This is a genomic window from Sphingobacterium olei (genome assembly GCF_005048855.1).
Classification (GTDB): domain Bacteria; phylum Bacteroidota; class Bacteroidia; order Sphingobacteriales; family Sphingobacteriaceae; genus Sphingobacterium; species Sphingobacterium olei.
Genome location: NZ_SUME01000004.1, coordinates 481,479 through 494,335, shown reverse-complemented (window position 1 = coordinate 494,335; position 12,857 = coordinate 481,479). Strand labels below are relative to the sequence as shown.

Below are 12,857 nucleotides of genomic sequence, written 5' to 3'. Positions count from 1 at the left end.
TTTTCTTTCATATTCTTCTCATTTCGGTTTCCGATATTGTTAGTTTTCGTCCCTCTACCTCGAAGGACAGTTTTGTTGCATAAGAAAGTAGATCCAATACTTCAGATAGGTTTACATCTCGTCCTATTGATCCGGAATAGGTTTTTGTTGTAGAAACTGACGCCCCAAAGCGAATATCCAAATCATACCAAAGTGACAGCTGGTGAGCAATCTGCACGAGATTGTCATCTTTGAAATAGAACTCACCGTTCTTCCAAGCTAAATCCCTTTTCAGATCCGCATTTCTCACGTTGATCTGGTCTCGGACAACGTATGCCTTTTGCCCCGGCATCAATACATTGCTCTGGTTCCCGGCAAAAACCTCTACCTTCCCCTCGGCCAGTGTCGCGTATAACCTGTGGTGATAGGTATTGACATTGAAGTGCGTACCTAGAACCTTGATGCTCCTCTCCCCGTCTACATCGACAACAAACGGTCGATCCGCTTCGTGTGCCACTTCAAAATAGGCTTCTCCTTCTAAGAATATCCGTCTTTCGGAAGAGGAAAATACGACAGGAAAACGGAGCTTAGACATGGCATTGACCCAAACCTTGGTACCATCCGCCAAAACCATACGAAAGAAGGACGCCTTGGGTACGACTAATGTGTTGTATTTCGTTTTCTGATCCGGAATGGATGTGTCAGTGGTATAATGCATTTCCTCTCCGTCATGAACTAGCTTTACACCATTCCTTTTCTCTGTCACGACTTCGGTATTTAGCGAGATCGTTTCGCCATCAGCCAAGATAAGCTGTGCGCCACTACTTGCCGGCTGCACATCAACTGCGCGTTCCGTTTCTAGTACTAAGTCGAGCGTTTTATCCAAGGTTTTCGAATAGAACAGCCATGAAAAAGTAAAAAGGAGTAAGATTGAGGCTGCAGAGAGGACAGCGACCAATCGGACAGAGCGGGTACGCGCAGCTTTTGGAACCATGGGTACAGGATCTTCAAACTTTTGACGCAAGCGTTGCCACGCTGTGTTTTCGTCAAAAGCCGCCAATGCTTTGAGCCTTGCCTCCACCTCAGCAGTTTTTTTAAACTCTTCTAGTAAAGCTTTATTTCGATCATCTTTCTCCAACCAGACCATGAATTCAGCCTCTTGCTCTTTGGAGAGATTGTTTTTTAGATACCCGATTAATAATTTAGCGATTCGGTCGCGATTAGTTTCCATATTACAGTATATAGAAACATTCACGGCAGATTAGAACCACAAAAAAAATTAATTTTTTATAAAAAGGATGAAAAGGGCTAAAAATTCAGGGTTTAACTTTTGGATGAGCACTTGCATTCCGCGCTGTTTTTGGGTTTTTACCGTATTGACGCGTATCCCCATTTCTTCAGCGATCTCCGCATTGGACAAGCCTTCCAGATACCCCTTTCTGAAAACCTGCTGACAGGCATTGGGTAACGTTGCTACAATAGACAGGATCTCAGCAAGCACCTCCGAACGGATAATATTGTTTTCAATCTCACTATCGTAATGATCCAAATATTCATTTTTCTCCCAATATCGATTGACAATCTTCCGTTGTCGGGCTAAATTATAACAGGAAAAGCGAACTGTTGAGTATAAAAAGTTTTTAATGGCAGCCTCTTCCTCAGATATACGATCTTTCTGTTTGAAATAAACTAAGAACGCATCAGACACCACGTCCTCTGCCACCAACATGTCCGAAGTCATCTCCCAAGCAAAATGACATAAACTTTTGTAATACTTTCTAAACAGAACTTCTTCTTTTGTTCGCTCACTCATATATATCACTCTCCTTCCACCCTACCGACACCTGTAAAAAATGTTAATAAATGATCAATTATAGGTAAATATACTAATATATTAAACATTTCAACAAGATTGGTAAAAAATACACAAAAGACACACCTTATTCATTGCTGCTTATTAAAAACTCACCAACAACCTTTCCTACAAATAAATTTTACACATATTATCTAAAATTCGCCAAAAAAAACACAAGTTAATTAAAGATATTCTTAGATATTTCCCCTTATCGACTACATTTTTTTATACTTTTAAAACAAAGTTAATAGATAATTAACTATTTCATCTTCTAAAGATTTAAATTTTAGAGCAACATTACAAATAACACCTCTTTTGTTTTGTTTAATACTTTCTCCAGAGCTTTTTTCAGGTATTATCTGATAAAATCGAAAGCTAAAATATACCACATAGAAATATGATGAAGAGTAGAAGTTAGACGACTTAGGGGGTTATATTATTTCATATGGAGATAGTGTCAGGGAACTCAATAATATCCTCGGCTAATTATTATAATACAATATAGAAATCACGAACATACTGACGACTTGGCTAGAAATGACAAATACTTTTTCCATAACTGTATTATTTTAAATATATCGACATGCGCTTTGCAAGAGTCTCCTTTATCTTTGGAGATAAAGCATCATAAACTTCTTTATAGGTATCGAAATCACTTTGCGTATTCACCAAACTGTAAAAGATATATGGAACAGGTATAGTAGCTATATTTTTTTTCAGAAAGCTTACCTCCTCCTGTACCAAGCTATCTCGTAAACCATTAACCCACACAGTGCTTAGCTGCTGATTAAGTAATCTAGACGCCTCCAGATCACCTGATTCATTCAGCTTATATATGATCTGCTTAAGGCTATCTTTTGCTTTCAGATTCACTAAGCTATATTTTTTTGTGATGTCTGTAAACTCCTGATATAAACGAAAATTTTCACCCTTAGCATTCACGCTCAAATCCGCTCCCCAATCTTCATCTAATAAGCCCTGTTCCAATTGGGACTGATCAAGTCCTTCTGATATTGAAAACGTATATTTTCGAGATTCTTTCGGATCTAACCATACGGATTTGGAAAGTACATATCGAGGCAAATCTCCCTCACCAAAACGAGCATACCGTTTTAGCTCGGTAGGTTTCAGAATATCTCGTTTCCAGGAAAAGACAACGGTGTAAATACCGGCAGCTATGCTGTCTATCTTCAGATGGAAAGTATGCCCAATAATCGTATCCAATAAAATTTGCTTACCGCTAATCGCATTATATAGATCTATATATACTGTGGAATCAATTGGCAAATTACCGGAAAGCTCTACAGAAGGAGAATTCTTGCAGGTTGCAAAAAGGAACAAAAGTAAAATTGGCAGAAATCGCATACTATATATTAATTTCGTTTGGATCATAAGTCTTTCATCAAATATCATTTAAAGAGTTTATTCAAGCTTTTTCCAAAAATATTATTCGCTTAACGATACAACTCGCGATACAGTTTAGGATCATAGAACTTTCAAAAAGCCCATTAAGTCCAAGAACGCACAATGATTCCACTCACCATCCCCCCTCAGCACAACACTTGCACGAACGGGGTTATCGGAGACTCGTAATAATATATTTATTCAGGCATCGGATTACCAGGTCCAGGCCCAGAACTTTCTATTGCCAATCCTATATATTGTATAGCTGCATCTTTAACATATATAAATTCTAAATATTCATTGTCATAATTTTCTTTAGCAATATAAAATCCGTTGGGGGCATTAATTGAAAAGTCTGGTGTAAGATAATAATTATACCAATAACCATATAATTCTTCGTATAAGGGATAAGGAATACTTGGATTTGTGAAGAGCAAATAATAATCAGAGCAATACTTATATCCTCCACCAGAATATTCAGCTGACAAAAATCCTGGAACACGATCAAGTAAAACCATATTTCCATAATCATCATATGCCACAGAGCCTAATCCGTCTGGATAATAAACTTCATAACCTTGCGCAACACAATGGACAAATTCTGCGACCATCATAGCAGTACCTATATAACCTAACCCCAACCTGGTCGCAGTCTTACCAATCAAACTTATTAAAGCTTTCCGAGCTGCATAGCTACCAACATATTTTCCTTTGGCCCAATCAATTAGACGATCCACGCCTAAGGCGCGTAAAGCACAGTCCCAAACATCGGAATTCGACGATGGTCCCTCTTCCAGAGCATACAAGACCAATCCCAAAACAGCAACCTCAGGCGAGTCCCAACTACTAAATTCTTCCAACACTTCACTTGCAGTATATCCTTTAGAAAGCAAATATGCTTGTGAATTACTTAAAAGCGTAGCAGTTAATAATTCTGCCTCACTTTCAGTTGTCGGAATAGATAACTCAGGTAAAGGGTCAATATCCGTAAATGATGTGATGTCAAACGACGGAGATGATAGTGATAGTGAAATATCATTTTCCGAAATAGGATTTAAATTTTCAATTACTTTACTATTTTCTAAGCGAATATCTTGAAACTCATATTTAGAACACGATACAAAAGCCAATATAGCAAAAAAAGGCTATAGTACATTTTGATTTTTAAAGAAGATTTTTTTCATTATATTTAAATTTAGTGTTAAATAATATTTAACTAATCATATTTATGCATGTATGCGTTGAAATATAAAAAATGCGACATATTCTAAACTTTCAAAAAATTAAAGAAACCACTTCCACGATACCGATCGTTTAACTCTGTCTTTGAAGATATAAAAACACATACAAAAAAATAGCTATTAAAAATTGTATTTTCATATTTTATCTTTTACATTAGGCAAACAACAATTAAATAAGTCTGTCCTAAAATTTTAAGACAGACCTATTTAATTTTAAAACTATAACTTAGCTAATTTTCCATAGAAAAACGAGTTGGGGTTGTCCGTTCTGTAAAGACCTCCTATGTTAACAATATCTGGATTTGAGCTCACTACATAATCGAGTGTAAACTCAGCTCCTATGAAATAGTTTTTCATAGCTGCCTGAAGCCAACCATTATTATAGTTGCCATTTGTTGATGTCGGAGGATTTGATAACTTTATTACATTTCCAACATAGGTATAGCTATATTCAGCCTGTGAAATATAAACAGCACCCTGCGTTCTAAAGCCGACACTTAACCTAGCTGTAGTAGAGTTAACTAGCGAAAACCGCATATACTCTAACGTAGCGCTATTAGCTGCGTAAAAGTTTATATTATTCTGCCATACTGTATTAAACTCGGAAGTAATTCCGGGAGGTAGATTTGGCCCTTCAACAACTATCGCATTAAATGCACCATTAGCAGCAAACAACGTCGTGATAGGTAAAATAGGTATAGCATTGTTTTCTACTTCATACGATCCTGAAAGAGAAACCATCTTCACATCATCATTGTCAAAATCAATCCTAGTTAACCATGTGCCGTTAAATGATATTGGCTGGAAGATATCTATTCCGTTTAAACTATATGCAAAACCAGATGTTCTGGAATGAACATTCTCTTGATTGTCTAACCAAGTTATGGATATTGTTTTGGCTATCCTATCAATCGCCACAGCATACTTAACACCATCTCCAGTTTCAAAATATGCATTTGTATTCTCTGCAAAGAAATTGACTACTTCTTGAATTTTAGCCGCAAACTCGCCTGCGTCAAGAGAGGCCTCGGCATTAGTTGTTACCTTTGTCAGTACTAGATCATGCTGATATTTCTTTCCTTTCAAGAAAATAGAATCAGTGGTAGATCTAATATATTCGAACTCAATATCACTTCTATAGCCATGAGGAGCCGTACCACCGTAGGTTGCAGAAGGCTCTTGTAGCATCGTAATATATGTGAATGTGTCAAATAAAATAGACGCATTCATCGCCCATATAATGCGATATGTCGAATTATGCCAATCTGTAGCGGTAGCAGAACTTAAATCTCCCTGCATCTTACAGCTATTGTCATCGTTGAAGTCTATGTAAAAATTGTATGCCCCTTTACTGCTCGATGTACCTGTATTCAAGGTAGCTTTCCATCCGCTCGGAGATTCCAACAGTTTTGATTGAAGCTCTTCTAGCCGCTCTGCCATCCGCTCTTCAGGCAATACCCCAAACAAAGACTCTGTCTTCTCCTTATTACAACCAATAAAAAGGAAGGGGACTATAATAAATATTAAAATCTTTTTCATCATCTAATTTGCTATTAATGTTATCTATATATAACAGGGCCATAGAAATAATTTGTAGCAACACCATTCTCCCGGAATCCGGCAAAGGTGCGGTACAGCGGGCTATCTGGTGTAATACCTGTAGGCAAGTAATTCGCAATAAACTGTCTTCCCGTTAGGTAAGGAAGCAGAAATTGCTCAAACGGCGGAAGCCTGGTTTCCCGTCCATTATTATACGTCGCACCTGTTCCTTCCGGCAGCATCTTGGTAAAGGTAATAAGTCCGTTTGTCGCATTGACAGTATAGCTAAAGTCATAATCGCCATTATACACTGGTGTTGTAGTAGTCGCTGTTGTAAACCCAATTCGCAAGGTCATCTTACCTGGTGTAGTTGTAAACATCAACTGCATCGTTCTCATTCTCCAACCTGCTGCCACCATGGCATTGTTATAGTTCGTCAGCATTGTATTAAATGCAGCAGAACTGCCATAAGTCGTATAATGTGCCGCTGTGGGATCGATAGTAATAGTACTCACCCTGTTCATAGCCAATTGATAGCCAAACGTTAAGGTGATATCTTCAGGGAAAGTAGCGTTATATTCTTCTGTAAGTACCCTATACATTTCCGCTTGCAGCTCCCCAAAATTAATATTGAAGTAGCTGTTAAAGTACTCACGTACCACACTTTCTTTCAAACGAATCCTATCTCTGTACTCCTGCTCTTCGATACCTGCAACATAATTATCGAACCAAACCTGACCTTCGATCAACAAATGAGCAACCATCTCAGCAAAATCTTCTCCGAAATTACTTCGTGCGTATCTCGAAACAAAACCAAGTCGCTTTGCCTCTGCTTCTGTATTCTCGGCCGCTAGCCAATTATCCACATGGTCCGCCGTAATGGTTCTGAACGAGGGAGGTATTGCCACCATCTGATTCAGAATGTGGGTGAACTCATGATGGATGGTTCTCAATCTTCTTTTGATATCATTCCCTTGCAATTCACTGATATTATTTACATCGTACAACACCACTCTACGCCCTCCATCAGCAGTACCCAATGTAACACTTCCATTATCATTGTATGCATGAGAACCAAATAAAACAAACTGTTTTGGCGTATAGGTTTTAATCATCTCCTCCCCACCTAAGAGCTCATAAGGTTTCAAAAAACCTTTTAAGATCATGTCTGCCGCAGGCTTTACCTTTTCAATATTAGGAGGAGAAATATTCTTAGCAATATCAGTATGGCTACGATCGAACCTATAAACCACTTCTATATTATACGGTTTTGTTAACGTATTATATAGGTAGTCGTCTATTTCCGTTTTTTGGAAATTATCGTAATTGTACTGTGATAGATCAACATCTAAATTCTCGTCACTTTTATTACAAGCAGCAAGCCCTATCAACGAGGCTATAGCTAGTATATGGATCAATTTAATTTTCATAGTCTTAAATATTATCTAGGGTTTTGACTAACTCCTGCTAGCGATGCCTCACTTGGGATTTGGAAAACTCTTCTTAGATCATTGGATTCCAGTACCATCTCTGTCTCTTCATCATTCTCATCTAACACAACATGTACTACAGGCAATCTATGACGGACAATATCCATCCATCTGACTCCTTCAGTAACAAACGCACGTTGCTTCATTTTCAGAATAATATGGATTAAGGCTGCTTTGGTATCAGTAGTTCCTGCAGCTGCATGAGCTTTATCCAGCGTCAAACTATGCGTGGCATCATTGTAATTATTGACCCTTTGGCTCAACAGGTGATTGATATCCTCTAAAGCTTTCGCATCATTCCCAAGTTGTGCATATGCTTCTGCACGATTGAACAACGCTTCATCAGATGTCAGAATTGGCTGCATAATATATGGAAAACCAGTACCTGCCTGAATATTTGTGATATGAAAGTATTCATTCCACATATACGAAGTGTAATGCTGCCCACTGGAATAACTCAAACCTTTCGTGTACATCATGGTTCCCGGGAAGATTTCAGTTGCGAAAAATTCATTATACTTTTTTTGACCATAACCAAATCTTTGATAAACAGAGGCTCCTGTCTGACGCTGGTATACACTATACGTTTCTCTTATCAGGAGATTGAAGTCCTTATCCGGTTTTGTCATTTCCAGAAGGTATTCAGCCGAAGTCATCAATCTCAACACACTATTTACTTGTCGAATTTTGTTGGTGTAATCCCCGTTACCAAATACATTATTGGCGGAACTCAACGCCTTCTGGAATTCACCTGTGAACAAATAAAACCTAGACGCGAACGCGCTTGCGGAGGACGTATTAAAATGGTACTTCGGCACTTTCCAGACCCCTCCTGCCAACATAGGCAAGCCTTCTTCCAAATCAGCCCTAATTTTATCATAGGTCTCCTTTACAGTTCCTCTCTCATACTGTGCCAAAGCAACGGTTTCCGGCCGATCAATATAGGGGATCCCAGGAGAATCGTTTGCACCGTCAATCTCATAAGGTTGAGCAAAAAACAATGCTAACATAAAATGCGCATAAGCTCTTGCAACCAGAGCTTCCCCTTTGTAGGGACGAACCTCATTGCCCAAATTATTTTTTTCAATGGCATCAAGCGCGTGGTTAGCAGCAGCAATGGCCGCGTAACAGGTATTCCAATATTGCGTTGGCGTATTGTTGCCACTTCCGATTACGTCCTCCCAATAATAATATTCCGAATACGGAGAATCGTTAGTACCAATAGCCACTCCCTTATCCGACACATTGTCCGATGAATGTTCGGCCATTGCCAAGTAATTATAGGATGGATATGCGGTACCTATCAATTGAGCCACTTTATCGACATTGTCGATCTCAGTCCTCATATCGGGATTTTGATCTAGGTACTTGTTACATGAAGTAAAAACCAAAACCAGTCCCGAGATAATCAAAAAATTATAATATCTTTTTATCATGTCTTATACTATTAGAAGCCCATCTTTAACGAAAATGTATATTGTCTTGGTACAGGCATCGCCACACCCCCATTGTTGAAAAATTCTGGATCGGCGCCGTTCAGCCTTTTGTCGGAATACAGCAGCGCAATATTATTACCTACCAACGCTATTTGCGCAGAGGTCATTCTCAATCTTTCCGCTATAGATTTAGGCAGCATATAACTTAATTGCAGTTGCTTCAATCGGACAAAGTCGCCGCTTGCTATCCGTTGATCTGAATAATTGTAAGCATTATAGGGATACGCGGCATTAGTTGTTGTTCCGTTCGCTCTCAAAATACGATTTGCCGATGTCGGATCCAGTATGGAAGGTATATTAGTCGCTGTTTCGTCCCCAGGCATTACCCAGCGATTAACCATATCTCTTGACATAGAGGCCATATCAGAATATCCAGAATAATAACTGGGCTGCAATCTCACGAAGTTACCTGTAGCAAAAGTGAATAATGCCGTCAGTCCAAAATTTTTGTAACTAAAGTTATTGTAAAAACCACCAGTAAATGTTGGATCTACAGGGCCATGATATTTCAAATAGTCAATATCTTCACTTTGTAAATAGATGTACGTATCTTTTTCACCTTCCGTACCTATGTATGTTGGGTAGCCATAATCTGGGTTCAATCCATCAAACTCGAGGGAAAACAAGCCACGTTGAGCATACCCTTGTACCGCAGCTCCCTCCGCCCTCACCAGGGTCCAAATATTTTGGTTGACGTCTAGTCTCGTAACTTTGTTCTTATTGAGGCCGAAATTAAATTGCGTGCGCCAGTTAAAACCATTTTCCAATCTAACTGGTGATCCCGCAACTGTTAATTCAAAACCCCGAGCTTCCATGTCGGCATAATTGGCCTGCTTAGTGAATTGACCTCCGATACCCGAGGTACGTATACTGCCTATCAAGTCAAAGATCTTTCTATTATACCAATCTGCGGTAATATCAATTTTTCCAAACAACTGCAAATCGGTCCCAATATTGAATTCGTAGAGCTTTTCCCAAGTCAGTTCTGAGTTCGCTAAACTACTGATAAAGGTAAGCGCCTCCTTTTCATCCTCATATGGTCTATAGGAGACCCTATTGTAGAACACAGGCAAGGCATTTCTGGCGCTTCCGAGGCTGGCCACCAGCCCATACGTACCACGAACGCTCAAGGCTGTTAAATATCTGTTTTCGGAATTGAAGAACCCTTCCTGATCAATATTCCATTTCGCAGATGCGTTCCAAGTCGGTAACCAACGAGCGGTTCTGGATTTCCCAAGTACATTAGAACCGTCTATCCGAGTGGTAAAGTTCACCGAGTACTTATCTTTATAAGCATAGGCACCTCGAAACATTCCTGCTACAAATCTTTCCCATTCATAATTCATACCGAAGTAAGGATTTCCTCCTTCAATCATTTTTTTGAAGAATCTATAGTTAGGATTTACCAATCCGCCGTTCTCGTATTGATACGCAACACCATCATAGTTTGAGTTTTGTCTATCCGTATAGCGTACTTCAAAGGATCCAAAAGCATTTATTCTATGATCACTATTGAAAGTGTCGTCATACTCTAAATTAGAACGGAAATAGTAGTTTTTTAAATTATTGATAGATGTATTGTAAAAACCACCTTCTGGGAGGACTACAAGAGGAAGGCTGTTTGGATCGTCCGGATCCGTGTACAATAAGATATTGTTATCCGCTATAGTTGCATCTCCGTCAGCTCTATACGCTTGTACCATGTTTGAACCTTCCTTTACATAATGTTGTCTCTCCGTACCCGCATACCTGTAGGCAAGGTCTGCAGATGCGGTCAATTGAGGTATAACCTTATATCTCAGTCCTCCCTGCACCTTCAGATCCATATTGGTAAGGTTCAAATAGTTGTTATTCAATTCATTGATAATATTAAACGGAGCATAATTGCGCGTAAAGTATTCCAGATTTCCACCTTCATCATAAGGAGTAATCAATCTACTGATATTCAATGCATAAGAATACGGGTTAATATCAAATTCCCTGGAATACTGTCCAAAGACAGGATCCGACTGTCTGGTTAATGTTCCGGGGGCTCTTTGATCACGAATTGAGCCATTGACCAAAAGCTCAGCAGAAAACTTATCATTCATTTGGAATGAGTTTCTAAGATTAGCTGTGTACCGTTTAACGTTATCGCCCATCGTCTGACCACTGTCGTGAATAAACGATGTAGAAATATATGTAGACGATCTTTGCGTTCCGGAGGTAATACTAAGAGAATGGTCTTGAAGCAGAGAATTGTTAAACAATACATCAAACCAATCCGTATTAGCGCTAGCATATCGTTGTAAATATGCTAATTTAGCTTCAGTTGTGTTCTCCAAGCCAAATCCTGTAACGGGATCGTAGTCATACATCTCATTGTACATTTTAAAGAAGACGCCTCCAGTAGCGCCCCTTGATACAGCACTATGGTTGAAGAAACCTTTATTGTCTTGTTCAATTAATACAGACATCTGCTCTGCAGAATTCATTATGTCAAATTGATTATAATTTGGTTTAAGGAACGTCGTATAGTTGCTTGAATAATTCACCAATGCCTTCCCCTCGGTATTCCGTCCTTTTTTCGTTGTTACTACTATGACTCCGTTCATGGCGCGTGCACCGTACATGGCTGTAGCAGCTGCATCTTTTAGGATAGTAAAAGACTCAATGTCATCTGGGTTCAGACCGGCTACTGAAGATCCAATAAGTGTATTGGCATCTCCAGTGGATAGAGCCTCATTCGAAATATTGATCAGATCCTCCATAATAATACCATCTATAACCCATAGCGGCTTATTTTCGCCGGACAATGATGTAGCGCCCCTGACTCGAATTTTCGGAGCAGCACCAAATGTACCTGAGACATTCTGTACCGACACACCAGCTGCTTGGCCCTCAAGCATACGGGAGATATCTGGAACACCATTTCTTTCAGCATCTTTCGCATTAACACGAGATGCTGCACCTGTGAATAGTTTTCTGTCCATATTCTGATACCCCGTCGCAATCACATCTACGGTCTCAATCGTCTGATCGTCTTCTTGGAGCGTAATGTTCACAGTACTCCGTCCGCTTACATTAACTTCCTGTGCGTTGTATCCAATATAACGTATGACAAGAATGGAATTGGTGGCTGCTGAAATAGTAAATCTACCGTCTGCATCGGTGGTAGTTCCCACTGACGACCCTTTAACAGTAACAGAAGCACCTGCTAAAGCTTCACCTTGGCTACTTCTAACTGTTCCGGTAATCTGATTCTGATCAGTTACGACCTTTGTCGGACTTTTTTCGGAATAATTTACAGAGATGGTCTCTGCAATAATTTTAAAAGAGAATGCCTTATCTTTTAAAACTCGCGATAACGCCTCTGTTACCGAAGCATTCTTAATCTGTACACTAACTGGTGATGAATTCTTAATAACTTCATCGCTATATAAGAATTTATAGTTTGTCTGTTTGGTGATTTGTTGAAATACATCCTCCAGTTTTGCATTATGCACAGAAAGATTAACGTGCTGGGCGGTGCCTTCTGCGTAAGCACAGGTGGCAAGAACTAACAAAATAAGCGTTGTTATTTTCATAATTCGGAAAATTTTTAGAAAAAACGTATTAACTGGATCAATACGCCTTTTGCCAAATGGTAAGTTATTCATACATTTGATTAATTGGGTTAAGATTAACTGTTAACGATCGGTTACTTTCGACTTGATTAATTTCTACAGGGGTGCGCCAACACTCCTGTTTTTTTTGTACTTGTTTTTAATTCATATGCATATAATTTGTTTTTTAAAAAGTCATATGGAATATCCATATTATTTCCATCAGTTTGTTTATTTGAGTTTACTTATCTTCAATAGAATCAACGAAC

8 protein-coding genes are annotated in these 12,857 nt (G+C 39.0%); all 8 read right to left on the bottom strand.

Translation table 11 applies throughout. From position 1 onward, the window contains the following. Positions 1-7: 7 nt before the first annotated feature. The 8 genes from FAZ15_RS12025 to FAZ15_RS11990 all read right to left on the bottom strand — a co-directional run bounded on the left by FAZ15_RS12025 (position 8) and on the right by FAZ15_RS11990 (position 12,570). Positions 8-1,210 (bottom strand): FecR family protein, encoded by a 1,203-nt coding sequence (locus FAZ15_RS12025; protein WP_136901546.1) that lies wholly within the window; start codon positions 1,208-1,210, stop codon positions 8-10. A 48-nt stretch (positions 1,211-1,258) separates the two neighbouring features. Then, positions 1,259-1,792, bottom strand: a complete 534-nt coding sequence (locus tag FAZ15_RS12020) for an RNA polymerase sigma factor (protein WP_136901545.1) — start codon at positions 1,790-1,792, stop codon at positions 1,259-1,261. A gap of 606 nt (positions 1,793-2,398) precedes the next feature. Next, entirely contained in the window at positions 2,399-3,199 is an 801-nt protein-coding gene (locus FAZ15_RS12015; protein ID WP_162304930.1) for a hypothetical protein, read from the bottom strand. Between the two features lie 236 nt (positions 3,200-3,435). Next, on the bottom strand, positions 3,436-4,368 hold the full coding sequence (locus tag FAZ15_RS12010) for a hypothetical protein (protein ID WP_136901543.1): 933 nt from the start codon (positions 4,366-4,368) through the stop codon (positions 3,436-3,438). Between the two features lie 330 nt (positions 4,369-4,698). Next, the gene (locus tag FAZ15_RS12005; protein ID WP_136901542.1) at positions 4,699-6,021 is read right to left on the bottom strand and encodes a DUF4302 domain-containing protein; all 1,323 of its coding nucleotides are present in this window, start codon (positions 6,019-6,021) and stop codon (positions 4,699-4,701) included. 17 nt (positions 6,022-6,038) lie between these two features. Then, positions 6,039-7,448 carry a substrate import-associated zinc metallohydrolase lipoprotein gene (locus tag FAZ15_RS12000; protein ID WP_136901541.1) on the bottom strand — a complete coding sequence of 470 codons (1,410 nt, stop codon included), beginning with the start codon at positions 7,446-7,448 and terminating at the stop codon, positions 6,039-6,041. 11 nt (positions 7,449-7,459) lie between these two features. Continuing rightward, positions 7,460-8,944: a RagB/SusD family nutrient uptake outer membrane protein gene (locus FAZ15_RS11995; RefSeq protein ID WP_136901540.1), complete on the bottom strand. Its 1,485-nt coding sequence runs from the start codon at positions 8,942-8,944 to the stop codon at positions 7,460-7,462. An 11-nt stretch (positions 8,945-8,955) separates the two neighbouring features. Further along, a complete protein-coding gene (locus FAZ15_RS11990; RefSeq protein WP_136901539.1) occupies positions 8,956-12,570 on the bottom strand; it encodes a SusC/RagA family TonB-linked outer membrane protein in 3,615 nt (1,204 codons plus the stop codon). Positions 12,571-12,857: the final 287 nt, after the last annotated feature.

Excerpts from the sequence above, each read along its gene's own strand:
- FAZ15_RS12025 (WP_136901546.1), bottom strand. The coding sequence starts at position 1,210 with ATGGAAACTAATCGCGACCGAATCGCTAAATTATTAATCGGGTATCTA.
- FAZ15_RS12020 (WP_136901545.1), bottom strand. The coding sequence starts at position 1,792 with ATGAGTGAGCGAACAAAAGAAGAAGTTCTGTTTAGAAAGTATTACAAA.
- FAZ15_RS12015 (WP_162304930.1), bottom strand. The coding sequence starts at position 3,199 with ATGCGATTTCTGCCAATTTTACTTTTGTTCCTTTTTGCAACCTGCAAG.
- FAZ15_RS12005 (WP_136901542.1), bottom strand. The coding sequence starts at position 6,021 with ATGATGAAAAAGATTTTAATATTTATTATAGTCCCCTTCCTTTTTATT.
- FAZ15_RS12000 (WP_136901541.1), bottom strand. The coding sequence starts at position 7,448 with ATGAAAATTAAATTGATCCATATACTAGCTATAGCCTCGTTGATAGGG.
- FAZ15_RS11995 (WP_136901540.1), bottom strand. The coding sequence starts at position 8,944 with ATGATAAAAAGATATTATAATTTTTTGATTATCTCGGGACTGGTTTTG.
- FAZ15_RS11990 (WP_136901539.1), bottom strand. The coding sequence starts at position 12,570 with ATGAAAATAACAACGCTTATTTTGTTAGTTCTTGCCACCTGTGCTTAC.